Annotated in this window: 14 protein-coding genes; 9 read left to right on the top strand and 5 right to left on the bottom strand. The window is 71.4% G+C overall.

Features of this window, described 5'->3' with window-relative positions; translation table 11 throughout:
- Positions 1-11 precede the first annotated feature (11 nt).
- The 4 genes from aceB (at position 12) to CDO52_RS09910 (ending at position 6,050) form a co-directional block, all read left to right on the top strand.
- Complete coding sequence (gene aceB, locus CDO52_RS09925) at positions 12-1,616, top strand: malate synthase A (RefSeq protein ID WP_017617661.1); 1,605 nt, start codon at positions 12-14, stop codon at positions 1,614-1,616.
- Positions 1,617-1,713: 97 nt separating this feature from the next.
- Complete coding sequence (locus CDO52_RS09920) at positions 1,714-3,177, top strand: FAD-linked oxidase C-terminal domain-containing protein (RefSeq protein ID WP_017617660.1); 1,464 nt, start codon at positions 1,714-1,716, stop codon at positions 3,175-3,177.
- A 110-nt stretch (positions 3,178-3,287) separates the two neighbouring features.
- Positions 3,288-4,553, top strand: coding sequence for an FAD-binding oxidoreductase (locus tag CDO52_RS09915; RefSeq protein ID WP_017617659.1), 1,266 nt, complete (start codon positions 3,288-3,290; stop codon positions 4,551-4,553).
- 126 nt (positions 4,554-4,679) lie between these two features.
- On the top strand, positions 4,680-6,050 hold the full coding sequence (locus CDO52_RS09910) for a (Fe-S)-binding protein (RefSeq protein WP_017617657.1): 1,371 nt from the start codon (positions 4,680-4,682) through the stop codon (positions 6,048-6,050).
- A 46-nt stretch (positions 6,051-6,096) separates the two neighbouring features.
- Here the strand turns inward: CDO52_RS09910 and CDO52_RS09905 are convergent, their stop codons facing one another.
- The 3 genes from CDO52_RS09905 to dapF all read right to left on the bottom strand — a co-directional run bounded on the left by CDO52_RS09905 (position 6,097) and on the right by dapF (position 9,964).
- Positions 6,097-7,821, bottom strand: coding sequence for an ABC transporter family substrate-binding protein (locus CDO52_RS09905; protein WP_193373651.1), 1,725 nt, complete (start codon positions 7,819-7,821; stop codon positions 6,097-6,099).
- A 329-nt stretch (positions 7,822-8,150) separates the two neighbouring features.
- Positions 8,151-9,143, bottom strand: coding sequence for an ABC transporter permease (locus tag CDO52_RS09900; RefSeq protein ID WP_026125594.1), 993 nt, complete (start codon positions 9,141-9,143; stop codon positions 8,151-8,153).
- Positions 9,140-9,964: a diaminopimelate epimerase gene (dapF, locus tag CDO52_RS09895; protein WP_094932336.1), complete on the bottom strand. Its 825-nt coding sequence runs from the start codon at positions 9,962-9,964 to the stop codon at positions 9,140-9,142. Before dapF ends, CDO52_RS09900 begins: the two co-directional genes overlap by 4 nt.
- Positions 9,965-10,013: 49 nt before the next feature.
- On the opposite strand from dapF, the gene miaA reads away from it, so the two are divergent.
- A complete protein-coding gene (gene miaA / locus CDO52_RS09890; RefSeq protein ID WP_394340782.1) occupies positions 10,014-11,006 on the top strand; it encodes a tRNA (adenosine(37)-N6)-dimethylallyltransferase MiaA in 993 nt (330 codons plus the stop codon).
- A 22-nt stretch (positions 11,007-11,028) separates the two neighbouring features.
- On the opposite strand, the gene CDO52_RS09885 is transcribed toward miaA, so the two are convergent.
- The gene (locus CDO52_RS09885; protein ID WP_017617653.1) at positions 11,029-11,709 is read right to left on the bottom strand and encodes a class III extradiol ring-cleavage dioxygenase family protein; all 681 of its coding nucleotides are present in this window, start codon (positions 11,707-11,709) and stop codon (positions 11,029-11,031) included.
- Positions 11,710-11,868: 159 nt separating this feature from the next.
- Between CDO52_RS09885 and CDO52_RS09880 the strand changes: the two genes are divergently transcribed.
- From CDO52_RS09880 to CDO52_RS09865, 4 genes are all read left to right on the top strand, one after another.
- Positions 11,869-12,609: a TetR/AcrR family transcriptional regulator gene (locus CDO52_RS09880; RefSeq protein ID WP_026125593.1), complete on the top strand. Its 741-nt coding sequence runs from the start codon at positions 11,869-11,871 to the stop codon at positions 12,607-12,609.
- 22 nt (positions 12,610-12,631) lie between these two features.
- Positions 12,632-13,903: a cytochrome P450 family protein gene (locus tag CDO52_RS09875; protein WP_017617651.1), complete on the top strand. Its 1,272-nt coding sequence runs from the start codon at positions 12,632-12,634 to the stop codon at positions 13,901-13,903.
- A 136-nt stretch (positions 13,904-14,039) separates the two neighbouring features.
- A complete protein-coding gene (locus CDO52_RS09870) occupies positions 14,040-15,350 on the top strand; it encodes a cytochrome P450 family protein (protein ID WP_017617650.1) in 1,311 nt (436 codons plus the stop codon).
- 92 nt (positions 15,351-15,442) lie between these two features.
- On the top strand, positions 15,443-16,729 hold the full coding sequence (locus CDO52_RS09865) for a cytochrome P450 family protein (RefSeq protein WP_017617649.1): 1,287 nt from the start codon (positions 15,443-15,445) through the stop codon (positions 16,727-16,729).
- 120 nt (positions 16,730-16,849) lie between these two features.
- On the opposite strand, the gene CDO52_RS09860 is transcribed toward CDO52_RS09865, so the two are convergent.
- A complete protein-coding gene (locus CDO52_RS09860; RefSeq protein WP_017617648.1) occupies positions 16,850-18,022 on the bottom strand; it encodes a cobalt-precorrin-5B (C(1))-methyltransferase in 1,173 nt (390 codons plus the stop codon).
- Between the last annotated feature and the right edge of the window lie 2 nt (positions 18,023-18,024).

Here is an 18,024-nt window from a genome sequence, read left to right as displayed (position 1 = left end):
AAGGTTATCCCATGGGCGCCACGAACGGGGTCGAGGTCACCGGCCCCCTGCACGAGCGGTACAACGAGATCCTCACCGATGACGCACTCGCGCTCATCGCCGATCTGCACCGGAGGTTCGAGGGCCGCCGTCAAGAGCTGCTGGCCGCGCGCAAGCGTCGCCAGGCCGAGATCTCGGCCGGTGCCGACCTCGACTTCCTGCCGGAGACCCGGGAGATCCGGGAGGACCCGAGCTGGAAGGTCGCACCGCCCGCTCCCGGGATCACCGACCGCCGCGTGGAGATCACCGGCCCCACCGACCGCAAGATGACGATCAACGCGCTCAACTCCGGCGCGAAGGTGTGGCTGGCCGACTTCGAGGACGCCAACACCCCGCTGTGGGAGAACATGATCGGCGGCCAGCTCAACCTGCGCGACGCGCTGGACCGCACCATCGACTTCTCGACCCCCGAAGGCAAGAGCTACGCGCTGAAGGACGACGGCGAACTCGCCACCATCGTCGTCCGCCCCCGCGGATGGCACCTGGACGAGAAGCACATCCTGGTCGACGGCCAGCGCACCTCCGGCGGCATCGTCGACTTCGCGCTCTACTTCTTCCACTGCGCGCGCCGCCAGCTCGACAAGGGCAAGGGTCCCTACTTCTACCTGCCCAAGATGGAGAGCCACCTCGAAGCGCGGCTGTGGAACGAGATCTTCGTCGTCGCCCAGGAGCGCCTCGGCATCCCGCGCGGCACCATCCGCGCCACCGTGCTCATCGAGACGATCCCCGCCGCCTTCGAGATGGAGGAGATCCTCTACGAGCTGCGCGAGCACTCCGCCGGGCTCAACGCCGGGCGCTGGGACTACCTCTTCAGCATGATCAAGGTGCACCGCACCCGCGGCCGCCGCTTCCTGCTCCCCGAGCGCAACGCGGTCACCATGACCGCCCCGTTCATGCGCGCCTACACCGAGCTGCTCGTCAGCACCTGCCACAAGCGCGGCGCCTTCGCCATCGGCGGCATGGCCGCCTTCATCCCCAGCCGCCGCGACCCCGAGGTCAACGAGCGCGCCCTGGCCAAGGTGCGCGACGACAAGACCCGCGAGTCCGGCGACGGCTTCGACGGCTCCTGGGTGGCCCACCCCGACCTGGTCCCGGTCGCCATGGAGATCTTCGACGGCGTCCTGGGCGAGCGTCCCAACCAGCTCGACCGGACCCGCGACGACGTCACCGTCAAGGCCGACGACCTGCTGGCGGTCGACGCCACCGAGGGCGGCATCACCGAAGCCGGGCTGCGCTCCAACATCGACGTGGCGCTGCAGTACCTGGCCGCGTGGATCGGCGGGAACGGCGCCGTCGCCATCCACAACCTCATGGAGGACGCCGCCACCGCCGAGATCTCCCGCTCCCAGATCTGGCAGTGGCTGCACAACGACGTCACCCTCGACGACGGGCCCAAGGTCACCCGTGAGCTCGTCGACCGCATCATCGACGAGGAGCTGGCCAAGCTCCGCGAGGCCAGCGGCGCGGCGTTCGACGCCAAGCTGTTCGAGCGCGCCAGGGAACTGTTCAAGGAGGTCTCCCTGGCCGACGACTACGCCGACTTCCTGACCCTTCCGGCCTACGAGCGGATGCCGTAACGTCGACAACATCCACCGTCGGTGGGTCGGCCGCACCTGTGGGTGACCGGCCGGCCCACCGGCACCCGGTGTCATCGGACGGGGAGGGGCGACCCCCATGCCGGAACCGGTTCACGCGCTGGTCCCGCGCCTACGCGCGATCTGCGGCGACGACGGTGTCCTCACCGACACCGCGCAGCGCCGCACCTACGAGAGCGACGCGCTCACCTACCACGCCGAGGTGCCCGGGGTGGTCGTCCTGCCCACCAGCACCGAGCAGATCGCCGACGTCGTACGGCTGTGCGCCGAGTCCGGTGTGCCCTTCGTCCCCCGAGGCGCCGGAACCGGGCTGTCGGCCGGGGCGCTGCCGCGCGACGACGGCGTCCTGATCACCACCTCCCGGATGCGCCGCATCATCGAGATCGACCTCGAGAACGAGTGCGCCGTCGTCGAGCCGGGCGTGGCCAACCTCGACATCACCAAGGCCGTGGCGCCGCACGGCTACTACTACGCGCCCGACCCCTCCAGCCAGCAGGTGTGCTCGGTGGGCGGCAACATCGCGGAGAACTCGGGCGGGGCGCACTGCCTGAAGTACGGCTTCACCGTCAACCACGTACTCGGCCTGCAGATCGTGACCCCGCGGGGGGACGTCGTGCGGCTGGGCGGCAAGGCCGCCGACGCCCCCGGCTACGACCTCATCGGCGCGTTCGTCGGCTCCGAGGGCACGCTGGGCATCGCCACCGAGATCACCGTGCGGCTGACGCGGGCCCCGCAGCGGGTGAGCACCGTGCTCGCCGCGTTCGAGACCACGGACGCCGGAGGCGCCGCCGTGTCGGCGATCATCGCCGCCGGTGTGCTGCCCGCCGCCGTGGAGATGATGGACGCGCTGTCCATCGAGGCCGCTGAGCAGGCGGTGGCCTGCGGCTACCCCCCGGGCGCCGGGGCGGTGCTGATCGTCGAGCTCGACGGTCCGGCCGCCGATGTGGAGGCCTACGCCGCCGTGGTCGAGCGGCTGTGCCGCGAGGCCGGGGCGTTCGAGATCCGCTCCGCCGACGACCCCGCGCAGCGGGCGCGCATCTGGAAGGGCCGCAAGTCGGCGTTTGCCGCCGTCGGCCGCATCAGCCCCGCCTACATCGTGCAGGACGGCGTCGTTCCCCGCACCGCCCTGCCCGAGGTGCTGCGCCGCATCGCCGAGCTGTCCGCGCGTTCCGGGATCCGCGTGGCCAATGTCTTCCACGCTGGCGACGGCAACCTGCACCCGCTCGTGCTCTTCGACGACGCCGAACCGGGCGCGGCCGAGCGCGCCGCCGAGGTCTCGGGCACCATCCTCGACCTGTGCATCGAGCACGGCGGCTCGATCACCGGCGAGCACGGGGTGGGGGTCGACAAGGCCTGCCAGATGCCGACCATGTTCGGCCCGGCCGACCTGGACACCTTCGACCGCTTCCGGCGGGCCTTCGATCCGCAGGGCATCGCCAATCCGGAGAAGCTGCTGCCCACGCCGCGGCTGTGCGGCGAGCGCCCGGCGGTCCGGAGGGGCGAACACCCGCTGGTGGCGGAGGGGACGGCCGAGCTGTTCTGACCCCTTCCCGTTGATCTCGGCGACGTGCACCAGAAAACCGCGGGAATTCGGCGCACGTCGCCGAGATCAACGGAAGGGAGTGACGACGCCGATGAGGAGGTAGCGAGCCGGTGGAATCCAGACAGGACGCGCCCGCGGTGGCCGACGACCTCGCGGCGAGCGGGGCGGCACTGCGCGCGGGCGGCCCGGACGACGCCGTGGGCGGACGCGTCCCCCGCTTCCCCCGCTTCGTCGCCACGCCACCCGACCCCGCCTCGGCGTCGGAGCTGATGGCGGCCGCCGCCCGGCACGGCCTGGCGATGGTGCCGCGCGGCCACGCCACCAAGATGGGCTGGGGCGGTCCGCCCGAGCGCTGTGACCTCGTCATCGACACACGCGAGTTGAACGGCATCGACCACGCCACCGGCGACCTGGTGGTCCGCGTCGGGGCCGGGACGCCCATGGCGGAGCTGGAGGCGGCCCTGGCCAAGGCCGGTCAGCGGCTGTCGGTGGACACCGTCGTGCCGGGGTCGACGGTGGGCGGTGTCGTGGCGACCGGGCTGTCGGGGCCGCTGCGGATGCTGTACGGGCCGGTGCGCGACCTGATCATCGGGATGACGACCGTGCGCGCCGATGGCGTCACCGCGTCGTCCGGCGGCCGGGTGGTGAAGAACGTCGCAGGCTATGACCTGGGCAAACTGCACACTGGAGCGCTGGGGACGCTCGGCCTCGTCACGTCGGTGACCTTCCGTCTGCACCCGGTCCCTCCGGCCCGCCGGTTCGTGTGCCTCGCCGCCGAAGGCGACGACCCCGCCGACGTCCACGCCGGGGCGCGGGCGCTGCGGGCGACCCAGGTCGTCCCGTCCGCTGTCGAGCTGGAGTGGCCGGTGGACGGCCCGCCCGCGCTGCGAGTGCTGCTGGAGGGCGCGGAGAGCGGAGTCGAGCAGCGCTCCGCCGAGGTCGCGGCGCTGCTCGGGGAGCGGACCGAGGTCAGTGCGGAACCACCCACGGGCTGGGGCTCACTCCCCGGATCAGCCGATGACCTCCTCCTCCAACTGGCCTTCCCCGTCAGCGACCTGCCGGACGCGCTCGCTGTTCTGCGCGCCGCCGCCGCGAGCGCCGGAACAGCGGTGGCCCTCCGCGGATCGCTCGGATCGGGGGTCGTGTACGCGGCGCTGCCCGCCGCCGCGGAGGGCGCCGCCATCGACGCCGTCACCCGGCTGCGCGCCGCGCACGACGACGGCTGGGTGACCTTCCCCGACGCCACCCGGGCGCCGCGCACGCGGCTACCGGAGGCGTGGGGAGAGATCCCCGGCCTGCCCCTGATGCGCGCCGTGAAGGACCGCTTCGACCCCGACCACCTGTTGGCACCCGGCCGTATCGCGGGAGGTGTCTGACCGCCGACCGAGCCGCAGTCACATTCGAGTGACCCGCCCATTCCCGGTCCGGAGGTCCCTCACCTCGATCGAGGCGAACCCCCGCGGCTCGCTCACCACCGGGATCACGAGGAAGGTGGAGGAACAGTGAACAACGGTCACACCGCCCAAGGGACCCAGCCGCCCCAGGGAACCGGGGGCACCGCCGAGCGCTCGTTCTCCGAGCTGCTGGGCGACTGCGTGCACTGCGGGTTCTGCCTGCCCACGTGTCCCACCCACGTGCTCTGGGGCCAGGAGATGGACTCGCCGCGCGGGCGCATCCACCTGATGGGCCAGGTCGAACACGACGACGTGCTGACGGACGCGGCCGTCCAGCACTTCGACAACTGCCTGGGCTGCCTGGCGTGCGTGTCGGCCTGCCCATCGGGGGTGGCCTATGACGCGCTGCTGGAGTCGACGCGTGCCCGGGTCGAGGAGGAGTATCCGCGCAGCTGGGGCGAACGGCTGCTGCGCGCGGCGATCTTCGCTCTGTTCCCCTACCGGCGGCGGCTGGCCCTGCTGCGCGGCCCGCTGCGTGCCTACCAGGCCTCCGGCGTGTCCGGGCCGCTGCGGCGCTCGGGGCTGCTCGACCGGGTGCCGCCGGTGCTCGCCACGATGGAGCGCGTCGCTCCGCCGCTGCGGGGAGGCGTCCCCCGCCTGCCGGAGAAGGTCGCGGCGCGGGGGCGCCGCCGGGCGGTGGTCGGCATGCTCACCGGGTGCGTCCAGGGCGCGTTCTTTCCCCAGGTCAACACCGCGACAGCGCGGGTACTGGCGAGCGAGGGCTGCGATGTGGTGATCCCCCGCGCGCAGGGCTGCTGCGGGGCGCTCTCGGCGCACGCCGGGCGGGCGGAGGAGTCCGCGCGGTTCGCCGAGGCCACGGTCGCGACGTTCGAGCGCGCGGGCGTCGAGGCGGTCGTGGTCAACTCCGCCGGGTGCGGCAGCACCATGAAGCACTACGGGCGCGTCCTGCGCGAGGTCGGAGCGCCCGAAACACGGGTGCGCCGGGCCGAGGAGCTGGCATCGCGGGTCGTCGACCTCACCGAGTTCCTGGCCGACCTGGGACCGCGCGCGCGGCGGCACCCGCTGCGCGTGCGGGCGGCCTACCACGACGCGTGCCACCTCTCCCATGGCCAGAGCATCACCGCCGAGCCGCGGTCCCTGCTGGGCTCGATCCCCGAGCTGGACCTGTGCGACCTGCCCAACCCGGATATCTGCTGCGGTTCGGCGGGCGTGTACAACCTGCTGCGCCCCGAGGCCGCGGCCGAACTGGGCGACCACAAGAGCGATGATGTGCGCTCCACCGGCGCCGACCTGCTGATCGCGGGGAACCCCGGGTGCTCGCTGCAGATCGCCTCGGCGGTGGAGCGCGCCGGCGCGTCGATCGCCGTGGCCCACACGGCCCAGGTCCTCGACGCCTCGATCCGCGGCCTCCCGGTCTCGGCACTGCTCGGCGACGCCAGAGGCCGCCGACACCGCTGACCGGCCCCTGATCCCCGAGATCAACGGAGCGATGGGGCAACGGGCACTATCGCTGGTCCGTGAAGCCGATGTCGGCGTAGTCGAGGCTGCCGGCACCCACCGCGCCGAGGTTGGCGATGTCGGTGCGCACGGCCACCAGCTCGGGACGCTGGTAGAGCGGGAGGGTGTGCCCGGCCTCCCAAAGGAGGCGGTCGGCCTCGTTGATCCGCTCGTCGGCCTCGCCGGGGTCGAGGGTCTCCAGGCCCTTGTCCAGGGCGGCGTCGATCTCCGGGGTGGAGATGCGGCCCACATTGGCCCGCCACTTCGGGGTCCCGTCGGCTCTGGTGACCGGGCCGCTCCACTGCTGCAGGGTCTCGGAGAGCGGGAATCCGCCGCCGGTGTTGACGAAGGCGACCATGTCATAGCGGCCGGGCAGCACGTAGTTGCTGAACAGCTCGTCACCGGAGACCGCCTCGATGCGGACGTCGATACCGATCTCGGCGAGCATCCCCTGCACCAGCTCGGCCTCGTCCTGGGCCGGGCGGTGGCCGCGCGGCACCAGGAAGTCGACGGAGAGCGGGGCGCCGTCCCTGGTGCGGGTGGCGCCGTCGGCCGGGGCCCTCCAGCCGGCCGCGTCGAGCAGCTTCTTGGCGTGTTCGGGGTCGTAGTCGCCCCACTCGCCGCTGTTGTCCGCGTAGCCGCGGTGCCCGGGCAGCAGCAGGTGGTTGCCGAGCGGCTCGTGCGGCCGGTCGATGGCCCCGAACGCGGCCTCGGCCAGGACCCGGCGGTCGACCCCCTGGAAGATGGCGTGCCGGACGTCGACATCGGAGAGCACGTCGCTCTGCCCGTTGAGGGTGATGTGCCGGTAGTCCGGCGCGAGTGCGGTACGGACCTCGCCGTCGGCGGCCGAGGAGGCCCGCTCGTAGGAGGCGGAGTCGAGCGGCAGCGCGTAGGTGTCGATCCCACCGTCGAGGAAGGCGCTGTCCAGCGCCTCGGGCGCCATGGCGCGGAAGATGATGCGGTCCAGCAGCGCCGGCGCGCCCCACCAGTCATCGGAGCGACGCAGGGTCAGCGTCTGGGCGGACGGGTCGATCCCGTCGAACGCGAAGGGCCCGGCGGTGACCGGGATGTCCTCGCGGTACCCCGCGTCGAACTTCTCCGCCGACGCGGTGTACTCGGCGGGGAGCAGCGGACTGAAGAGCGACGCGTACTCCGCGTAGGGCCGGTCGAAGGTGATGACGGCCTCGAAGTCGTCCGCCCCCGCCCGCACCGAGGCGATCCGGTCGTAGCCGACGGCGCCGAGGATGCGGAAGCCGGGCTGCTTTCCGGCGAGCGCCCGCGCCATGCTGTCGTAGTCGCGCCAGGTGATCGGGGTGCCGTCGGACCAGTGGGCGTCCGGGTTCAGGTGGAGCGTGACGACCTGCTTTCCGCCGCCGTCGTCGTCGGGCGTCCGCACATCGACGTCGTCGACGTAGTCGGGGTCGGGGACCGCGATGCCGTCCTCGTCGGTGTGGAAGGGCGCGGGCATCAGCGCCGCCATCACGGTGTCGACCGTGGAGAGGTTGCCGTCGGCGTGGTGCGGGTTCCACTGGGCCGGGAACTCGTTGAGTCCCCAGCGCAGGGTGCCGCCCTGGGCAAGGTCGTCGCGGTCGGTCGGATTCAGCGCCGAGGCCGCATCCGTGGCGGCCTCGCTCTCCGCGTCCCCTCGGGAGCTGTGACAGGACGTCACCGTGACCGCGATCAGCAGCACGGACGCCGCGGCAGCGACGGCCCTGCTCGTCCCCGGTCGCACTCGTCTATCCCCCAGCATGCTGTTCCGCGGCCGTTCCTCGCGGCCGTGCGGCCGGGCGGGGACGGCCGCGCGTGGTCATCGGTGTGGTCCGGTATGGCTGACGGTCGACCGCGCCGGCACACGTGCGCGGAAGGTGGGGCCATCAGCACTATCGGAACAATTCGGAAATTCTACTCCGCCGACGGGCGCAACCGCCGCCCGCACAACAGGATGTCGGTCAGGTCATGCCCGCGCGTGATCGCCCTCGCGGCACCCCGTTCCCCCACCATGCGTGCCGACCGTGCCGTCCCCGACCGCCGTCACCATTGCTTGCTCCCGAGCGGGGCCCGTTATTCGGTCCGCACCCGAGGATCGAGCACCACACGGACGACGTCCAGCAGCGCCCCCGTCAGCAGCACGCACACCGCGCCGAAGCACAGGACGGCGGCCACGGCGTTCACGTCGCCGCGGCCGACCGAGTCGATGAGCAGCTCCCCCACCCCGTGGACGCCGAACACCTTCTCGACGATCACGGCCCCGGTGAACAGTGCCGCGAACGAGTATCCGAAATAGGTGGCGGCGGGAATGAGCGAGGAGCGCAGCGCGTGCACGGTCAGTGCCCGGCCGCGGGTCAGCCCCTTGGCGCGGGCAGTACGAACGTAGTCGGCCCGGGCCGCTTCCGCCATGACGCCCCGCTGGTAGCGGCTGAAGACGGCGATCTGCGGCAGGGCCAAGGCGAGCGTGGGCAGCACGAGGTGGCGCGCCCGGTCGGCCATATCCCCCCAGAAGCCGACGGACAACCCGGGGGTGGACTCGCCCGTTGTGCGCAACAGCTCCACCCCGGTCACCTGGTTGGCCCACAGCGCGGCGGACTGCAGCAGCACCGCGATGACCACCACCGGAATCGAGATCAGCAGGACGGACACCGCCGTACCGATCCGATCCGCCGTGCCGTACCTGCGACTCCCGGTCCAGGCGCCCAGCAGCACGCCGGTCACGCCGCCGACGACGGCGCCGAGCGCCAGGAGGCGCAGGCTCGCGCCGACGCGGCGGGCCATCTCCTCGCCGACCGGCCGACCATCCCAGGTGCTGCCGAGATCGCCGGTCACGACGCCCGACGCCCAGGTGAGATAGCGCTCGCCGAGGGGGACGTCGTCGCTCAGGTTGCGCGCGACCAGCATGGCCTCGACGACCTGTGCGGGCGGAGGCGGACGCTGGCCCTCGTAGTTCTCCCGCGGGTTGAGGGAGACGGCCGCGAGCAGGTACGCACAGCTGCACACGACAGCCAGCAGCACCACGTGGCCGACCATCCTGCGCAGCAGGAAGCGCGCCGCCGCGCTCACCCCAGGCGCGCCCCGTCGACGTCGCCTTCGGCGAGGATCACGGCCGGTCCGCGCAGGCGGGCGCCGTCGGCGTCCAGGTACACGATGCACTCGCCGCCCAGCACGCGCACCCTCCAGGTGGCGCCCTCACCCGGCGGCGTCGCGGCTGCCGCGACAGCCACGATGCCGGTGCCGCACGACCGGGTCTCGGCCGCACCGCGCTCGTAGACCCGCATCTCCAGGGCACCGGGGGCGGTCTCGGTGAACACCTCGACGTTGGCGCCCTCGGGGAACTCGGCCGCGTCCAGCCGGGGCTGCTCGCTGAGGTCGATCTCGCTCAGCGGCCGGTCCACCGGGCAGGCGAGGTGGGGGTTGCCCACCGAGACGCGGGTGCCGTGCACCGTGCCGTCGGCCAGCCCCGCGGAGCCCTTGCCCATCACCTCGGGCCGGCCCATGTCGACGGTGATGTCGCCGTTGGCCTCGACCGTGATGTGCCGCGCCCCGGCGCGGGTGCCCACACCGAACGAGGTGCCCTCGGCCAGCCCCGATTCGATCAGGTAGCGGGCGAAGACCCGGACCCCGTTGCCGCACATCTCGGCGATGCCTCCGTCGGCGTTGCGGTAGTCCATGAACCACTCGCAGGAGGCGGAGGAGGCCGCCGATTCCGGCAGCACCTCGCCCAGCGCCCGGGTACGCACCACCCGCAGCACGCCGTCGCCGCCGATTCCGGCACGGCGGTCGCACAGTGCGGCGACCGTCTCGCGCGTGAGATCCAGCGAACCATCGGGGTCGGGGAGGATCACGAAGTCGTTCTCGGTGCCGTGACCTTTGGCGAATCGCATGACGATCATCCTAGGAGCAAACACGCCCAAGCGCTGTCAGACTGGACGGATGAGCAGTGTGAACAGAGTGCTCGCGGTCGTCGGCGCGACCGCGGCCGGCAAGTCCGACCTGGCCGTGGAACTCGCCCTGCGGCTGGCGGAGCGCGGGACGCCCGGTGAGGTCATCAACGCCGACTCCATGCAGCTGTACCGCGGCATGGACATCGGTACCGCCAAACTCACCGCGGCCGAACGGCGCGGCGTGCCGCACCACCTGCTCGACATCTGGGAGGTCACCGAGACCGCCGACGTGGCCCGCTACCAGCGCCTGGCGCGCGGTCTGATCGACGACATCCAGGCACGGGGCGGCGTGCCGATCCTGGTCGGCGGGTCGGGGCTGTACGTGCGCGGAGCCCTGGACAATCTGGACTTCCCCGGAACCGACCCGCAGGTCCGGGCGCGCCTGGAGGCCGAGCTGGCGGACGTGGGCCCGGCCCCGCTCCACGCCCGCCTCGCCGAACGCGACCCGGCGGCGGCCGAGGCGATCCTGCCGAGCAACGGGCGCCGCATCGTGCGCGCGCTGGAGGTCATCGAGGTCACCGGCCGCCCGTTCACCGCGACGCTGCCCCAGCACGTGTCGCGCTACCCGTGCGCGCAGATCGGCCTGTCGGTCCCCCGGACCGAACTGGACGAGCGCATCGAGCTGCGCGTCGACCGCATGTGGGAGGCGGGGTTGGTGGACGAGGTCCGCGAGCTGGACCAGCACGGCCTGCGCGAGGGCCGCACCGCGTCGCGGGCCCTCGGCTACGCGCAGGCGCTCCGGTTCCTTGCTGCAGAGCAAGGACGACCCAACGACGACGGCGTCGTCGAGGACTATGACGAGGCGACCGCGCGCGCAGACACCGTCCGCGCCACGCGCCGTTTCGCCCGCCGCCAGGATGCCTGGTTCCGGCGCGACCCACGGATCCACTGGCTGCCCTACGACGCGCCCGACCTGGCTGATCGGGCGATGGAGCTGGCGCTGAACGAGGTCGGCGACGTGCAGGGGCAGCTGTCAGGCTGAGCCGTCACACCTGGGGGTGGGCTCACCTCCAGGACGCGACGAAGTACCCCACGCCGTAGGGGGCAACGTGTGCGAGGAGCCGACCGCTCAGGCCGGCGCCGTCCGCGGCTCCGGCGAGCATCTGCCAGGCGGCGCGGCCCGCGACCATGAGTTCTTCGGCCAGTCGCGGGTCGAGGGATGACAGTGCCTCCACGTCGGCGGCGGCGAGTGCAGCAGCGACAGACGCGTCGAAGCCGATCGCGCGGTCATCGACACGCCCCGGCGACGTGGTGGTGCGCCGTGCGCTGCCGTCGCCCATGACGACGACCGCGAGCCGGGGCACGGACGCGGCGAGTTCGGCGCCGCGCACCAGGCACTCCTCGGGGCGGGCGTCGTGCGCCACCTCCACGTAGGAGGAGGGCGCCGCGCCCCCGCGTTCGGCCAGCCAGCGTCCGATGGTGAGCGGGAGCGGTAAAACCGCCGGGGCCGGACCGATCCGCATCGGCACCCCGTACCCCGCCAGGCTGCCTCCGGCGTCGGCGTCGTGGACACGGTTCTGCTCGCCGGTCCCGATGACGACGACTTCGTCGGCTCCGGCGGCGACCAGCTCGGCGACAGCCCGGTCGCAGGCGGAGCGCAGCGGGTCGAGCTCGGCGGCGGCGCCCTGGGCGACGTCGGGGACGAGCAGCGGAGGGTGCGGGCACACAGCGGCAGCGATCAACACAGGCCGAGGGTACCGGGTCGCCCCTTAATGATTCCTTGACGCCTGTGATGCTTGCCACGCGGCTTGGCTGTACGTACGTTTATTTTATGACCAGATTTCGCATCTGGTCATCGAGTCAAGCTCACGGCTGGAGTGGCGGGAAACGTGGCGGGGAACGACATGAACGATCGTGCGTCGACGGGGTCTCGGGACTCCACGCAGGCGGAGCGCGACCTGCGGGCGGAGCGCATCCTCGACGCCGCCGGTGAACTCCTTGTGGCATGGGGCTACAAGCGCGTCACCATCGACGATGTCGCCCGCCGGGCGGGTGTCGGCAAGGGCACCGTCTATCTGCACTTCAACACCAAGGAAGCGCTGTTCCTGACGGTGTTGATGCGCTCGCAGGCGGTCCTGGCCGCCTCCTACGTACAGGCGATGCGCGAGGAGCCCGCCGCCCTGCTCCCCAGTCGAATGGCCGAGAGGTCCCTGCGGTCGGTGATGGACGACCCGATCTTCCGGGCTGTCATGGTCGCGGACTCCGACACCCTGGGCACGCTGTCCCGCAGCGCGCCCAAGCTCGTCGGCGACCTGGTCGAGTTCCGGGAGCGCACCGTCACGGAGTACTTCCAGGTGCTCCGCCAGCACGGCATCGTGCGCACCGACCTCTCGGCGGAGGCCCAGCGCCACGCCTATTTCGCTGTCGTCACCGGCTTCCTGACCTTCGACAGCCTTCGAGCAGGGGCGGCCGGGTTCCCCGACTTCGACACAAAGGTCGACGCCATGGTCCGAACCGTGAACGCGGCGTTCGAAGCCGACACCCGGCCCGAGGTCCTGCGGGCCGCGGCGCCGCGGGTCATCGACCTCTTCCAGCGCTTGGTGGATCGGGTCCGAGAAGAGATCGACCGGCAGAAGCTCACCTGACAGCCACAAAGGAGAGGACACCATGACCACTCCGGCCGACCACACCGCCACCCACGAGCCTGACGTCGTCGAATTCTTCACGGATCCGGAGTTCGTGCGCGACCCGTACGGTGCTTGGGCACGCGTGCGCGAACAGGGTCCCGTGGTCAAGGGCAGGTTCGTGGACGGATCCACCATCTGGTTCATCACCCGGCACGAGGAAGTCCGCTCCGTGCTGAACGACCCGCGCTTCGCCAACAACTCGACGTCGGTCCCGGGCGTCGAGGAGAACGAGCGCGTGGCGATCATGCGCCACTTCGGGATTCCCGAGGAGTACATCCCCTACATCGCGGATTCCATCCTGGACTCCGACGGGGCCGACCACACGCGGCTGCGCAAACTCGTCTCCCGCGCCTTCACTGTGCGCAGGGTCAACGAGCTGCGGCCACGCGTGGAGGAAATCACCGACCGGCTGCTGGACGAACTCCCCGACACGGCCGAGAACGGCGTCGTCGACCTCATCGAACACTTCACCTACCCGCTCCCGATCACCGTTATCAGCGAGATGGTCGGGGTGCCGGAGGAGGACCGGCCGCTGTGGCGGAAGTGGAGCCACGGGCTGATCTCGATGGAACCCGAGGCGATGGGCAACGCCATGCGGGACATGGTCGACCACATCAACCAGATGATCGAACAGCGACGGTCCGCGCCGTCCGACGACCTGATCGACGCCATGATCCAGGTCCAGGACGAGGACGGCACCAAGCTCAGCGATGTCGAACTGGCCACCATGATCCTGACGCTCGTCATCGCCGGCCACGAGACCACGGCCCACCTGCTCGGCAATGGCACGGTGGCCCTGCTGACCCACCCTGACCAGCTGGAGCTGCTGCGAGAGGACGAGAGCCGGCTTCCGGCCGCCGTGCACGAACTCATGCGGTGGTGCGGCCCGGTGCTGGCCACGCGTCCGCGCTTCGCGACCGAAGACGTCATGGTCGGGGAGACGCTCATTCGCCAGGGCGAGCGCGTCCAGGCGATGCTCGTCGCGGCCAACCACGACCCTCGGTACTTCGACTCCCCGGAGCGCCTCGACATCACGCGGCGCCCGGTCACACGCGGAGAGCAGCACGTCGGCTTCAGCCACGGCGCCCACTACTGCCTCGGCGCCGCCCTGGCACGGCAGGAGGGTGAGGTCGCGTTCGGAAAGCTGTTCCGCCGCTACCCCGAGCTGTCCCTCGCCGTACCGGAGGACGAACTGGAGTGGGAGCAGAGTCCGGGCATGCGCCGACTCGCTCGCCTGCCCGTGCGGTTGTGAGCCGCTAGCCCACCGCATCACCGCACCGGTCCCGGCCCGACGGGGCCGGACACCTGGGCTGCCGTAGGAGGACGGGCGGCGGCCCCGGTCATCCCCCGCTACCCCCTAACCCTCCTCTCTTTTAACGGAGGAACCAATGACCGAAAGAGTCCAGCCCGACACCACCCCCACCGCGATTCCGGTGGAAGCCGTCACCGACGAGGCCACCGTGTTCGACCTCCAAGATCCCGAACTGCTGCGCACCCCGCACGCCATCTACGGGCGGCTGCGGGAGCAGGCCCCGGTCGTCTGGGCGAAGACCCGTGTCGGCGAGACCGACCTCGGTTTCTGGCTCGTCACCCGGTACGCGGAGGTCAAAGAGCTGCTGGCCGACTCCCGCTTCAGCAACGACCCCCACGACGTCCCGGGCGGGCAGGCGGTCGATTTCCGACGCAAGGCGCGGGAGGAGATCGGCATGCGCGAGGAGGAGAGCTACCTCACGCGCACGCTCCTGGATATCGAGGGTGCCGACCACACCCGGCTGCGCAAGCTCGTCTCCCGGACGTTCACCGTGCGCAGGGTCAACGAGCTGCGGCCGCGTGTGGAGGAGATCACCGACCGGCTGCTGGACGAACTCCCCGCCACGGCCGAGAACGGCGTCGTCGACCTCATCGAACACTTCGCCTACCCGCTCCCGATCGCGGTGATCTGCGAACTGGTGGGGATCCCCGAAGAGGACCGGACGCAGTGGCACGTGTGGAGCGACAAACTGCTCAGCACGGACCGGTCCCTCGTCGCAGGTGTTGTGCGCGAGGCCGCCGCCCAGATCCGGCGCCTCATCGAGCTCCGCCGCGCCCAACCCACCTCCGACCTGCTGTCGGGCCTGGTCCGCATCCAGGACGAGGACGGCGACCGGCTCACCGAGGACGAGATGATCAGCCTCATCTTCGTCCTCGTCATCGCCGGACACCTGACGACCGCCAACCTCATCGGCAACGGCACCGTCGCCCTGCTCACCCACCCCGACGAACTGGACCGCCTGAAGTCCGATCCCGAGCTGGCACCGCGCGCGGTCCACGAACTCATGCGCTGGTGCGGCCCCCTCATGACCGCTGCACGCGTCCGCTACGCCCTGGAGGACGTCGAGATCGGGGGCACCACCATCCGGCAGGGGGAATCCGCCATGGGCCTCCTCGCCACCGCCAACCGCGACCTCCGTGAATTCGACGCCCCCGACCGCCTCGACATCACCCGCGAACCCGCCGGCCGCCGCGAGTCCCACGTCGGCTTCGGCCACGGCCCCCACTACTGCCTCGGCGCCGCCCTGGCCCGCCAGGAAGGCGACGTCGCCTTCACCAAACTGTTCAGCCGCTTCCCCGACCTGCGGCTGGCGGTCGACCCTGAGGAACTGGAGTACCAGCCACAGCCCACCTTCCGCAGTCTGATCCGGCTTCCCGTGCGACTCTGAGGAAAGCACGCGCGGTGCGGCTCGGATCCGGTGATCGCCGGGTCCGAGCCGCACCGCCCCCGCCGCCTTCTCTCCCCCGCATGGAGGGCACCATGACCGAATCGGCCGAGCGCACGACACCGCATACACGGACCGCGGGCGACGTCCTGGACATGCTGGACCCGGAGCTGCTCAGCAACCCGTTCGGCGTCTACCGGCGGTTACGCGAGCAGACGCCGTTAGCGCGGGCCCTGCCCCGCGGCATCGACACACCCGTCTGGCTCGCCACGCGCTATGCCGATGTCAGAACGGTGATGAGCGACGCCCGTTTCAGCAACGACCCCGACGACGTGCCCGACGGCCTGGCCGACGACCTCCACCGGCAGATCACGAGCACACGCGGACTCTCCGGCGAGGAAGCCCAGTACGTGGCGCGCTCGATCCTGGACCTCGAAGGCGCCGACCACACGCGGCTGCGCAAACTCGTCTCCCGGGCCTTCACTGCGCGCCGCGTCAACGAACTGCGCCCGCGCATGCAGGAGATCACCGACCGGCTCCTGGACGAACTCCCCAGCAAGGCCGCGGACGGCGCCGTCGACCTCATCGACCACTTCGCCTACCCCCTCCCCATCACCGTCATCTGCGAACTCGTCGGCATCCCGGACGAGGACCGGCAGCAGTGGCACAGGTGGAGCGACGCGCTGATCAGCATCGACCGCACGGCCTTCGGTCCGGCGCTCCTTGAGGGAGCCGCCTACATCAGGGACCTCATCGGCCACCGTCGCGCGCGTCCGACCCAGGACCTGCTGTCGGCACTGCTCAGAGTGGAAGAGGAGGACGGCGACCGGCTCACCGAGGAGGAACTGGTCCGGCTGGTCTTCACGCTCGTCATCGCCGGGCACGTGACGACCGCCCATCTGATCGGCAATGGCGTCCTCGCCCTGCTCACCCACCAGGACCAGCTCGCCCGCCTGCGGGCCGACCCCGACCTGACGCCACGCGCCGTCCACGAACTGATGCGCTGGTGCGGCCCGGTACTCGGCGCGGTGCGCGTCCGCTACGCGACCGACGACGTCGAAATCGCGGACACACTCATCCATCGGGGCGAGGGGGTACTCGCCCTCTTCGCCTCCGCCAACCGCGACCCCCGCGAATTCCCCGACCCCGACCGGCTGGACATCACGCGCGAACCGCCGCGCCGCGAAACCCACCTCGGCTTCGGCCACGGCGCCCACTACTGCCTCGGCGCCGCCCTGGCCCGCCAGGAAGCCGAAACCGCCTTCGACTCCCTGTTCCGCCGCTATCCGAAGCTCTCCCTCGCGGTCCCACCAGAATCCCTCCACCACCGCCCCAGCCCCAACTTCCGTGGCCTGCCCCAGCTGCCGGTCCGGCTGGAGTAGCCACCACACCACGAGGCAGGGGGAGCTGAGGACGGCGGCTCCCCCTGTTCTCCGTGTTCTTCACGGCACCGCTGGAACCCGCTCAGCTCGCTTCCGTCGCGTCGACCGGAGACGCCCCGGTCACGCGGTGGACTCCCTCGGGTAGGCCGCCACCACGTTCTTGCCGGTGAAGTCGACCATGGCGACCTCCGCCGCCATCACGCCCTCGGTGAAGCGGGTCAGGACGTCGGCGACGCGGTGGCAGAGTTCGTCGCCTCCGGGCTTGAGCAGGTCCGCCTTCTCCCAGAGTTCGTAGGCGTGGCGGCCGGTGTTGGCGGTGTCGACCTGGGCGGCCAGTTCTTCGCCGCCGCCCACCTGGCGGGTGACGTCGCCGAGGAGTTCGGTGGAGACCTTGGAGCGGGTGTAGTGGGTCATCAGCACACCGGAGGCGATTTTGGTGAGCTTGCCCGCCATGCCGACGAAGACGACGCGGGTCAGGCCGTGGTCCAGCGCGCGGCGCAGTGCGGCGCCGGTGAAGTCGCCGACCTCGACGAAGCAGACGTCGGGCAGGTGCGGGTAGCGCAGCATCGCGCCCTTCTCGGTGCGGCCTCCCGTGCACAGCACCAGGGTGTCCTCGCCCTGGGCCGCCATCACCGACACGGCCTGCTCGACACTGGCGCGCCAGGAGGCCGTGGAGAACGGGCGCACGATCCCGGTCGTGCCGAGGATGGAGATCCCGCCGAGGATGCCGAGTTTGGCGTTGGTGGTCTTGCGCGCCATCTTCTCGCCCTCCGGGACGCTGATGACGACGCTCAGACCCGCACGGTCGACGTCGGCGGCCTCCCGCACCGCCTGGGTGATCATCTCGCGGGGGACGGGGTTGATCGCAGGGCCGCCGGGTTCCAGACCGAGCCCCGGCTTGGTGACGACGCCGACGCCGATGCCGCCGTCGAGTTCCAAACCGCTGCTCTGCGGCCTGCGGGTGACCGTGGCGGTGATGTGCGCGCCGTGGGTGGCGTCGGGGTCGTCCCCGGCGTCCTTCACCACCACGGCCTCCGCGCGGTCGGCCGAGAGGACCTCGCAGCGCTCGGTCGCGAAGGTGATCCGGCGGCCCGAGGGCAGCGCCACCTCCACCACCTCCACCGGGCGCCCGCTGACCAGCGCCTCGGTGGCCGCCTTCGCCGCGGCCGAGGCGCACGTGCCCGTCGTCCAGCCGGTGCGCAGCGCCTTCTGCCGCACCTTCATCGTGCGGGGGAGGTCGGGTTCGCGCAGGTCCGGCCCGGGATCCGGGCCGGTGTCGGGCGTCTCGGTCATCG

The organism is Nocardiopsis gilva YIM 90087, assembly GCF_002263495.1.
Taxonomy (GTDB): Bacteria; Actinomycetota; Actinomycetes; order Streptosporangiales; family Streptosporangiaceae; genus Nocardiopsis_C; species Nocardiopsis_C gilva.
Note: the sequence above shows the minus strand (reverse complement) of the source record. Positions and strands in the feature narration are given on the sequence as shown.

Coding starts and splice junctions, on each gene's coding strand:
- CDO52_RS09875 (WP_017617651.1), top strand. CDS start 12,632: ATGACCACTCCGGCCGACCACACCGCCACCCACGAGCCTGACGTCGTC.
- CDO52_RS09880 (WP_026125593.1), top strand. CDS start 11,869: ATGAACGATCGTGCGTCGACGGGGTCTCGGGACTCCACGCAGGCGGAG.
- CDO52_RS09870 (WP_017617650.1), top strand. CDS start 14,040: ATGACCGAAAGAGTCCAGCCCGACACCACCCCCACCGCGATTCCGGTG.
- aceB (WP_017617661.1), top strand. CDS start 12: ATGGGCGCCACGAACGGGGTCGAGGTCACCGGCCCCCTGCACGAGCGG.
- miaA (WP_394340782.1), top strand. CDS start 10,014: ATGAGCAGTGTGAACAGAGTGCTCGCGGTCGTCGGCGCGACCGCGGCC.
- CDO52_RS09860 (WP_017617648.1), bottom strand. CDS start 18,022: ATGACCGAGACGCCCGACACCGGCCCGGATCCCGGGCCGGACCTGCGC.
- CDO52_RS09865 (WP_017617649.1), top strand. CDS start 15,443: ATGACCGAATCGGCCGAGCGCACGACACCGCATACACGGACCGCGGGC.
- CDO52_RS09920 (WP_017617660.1), top strand. CDS start 1,714: ATGCCGGAACCGGTTCACGCGCTGGTCCCGCGCCTACGCGCGATCTGC.
- dapF (WP_094932336.1), bottom strand. CDS start 9,964: ATGCGATTCGCCAAAGGTCACGGCACCGAGAACGACTTCGTGATCCTC.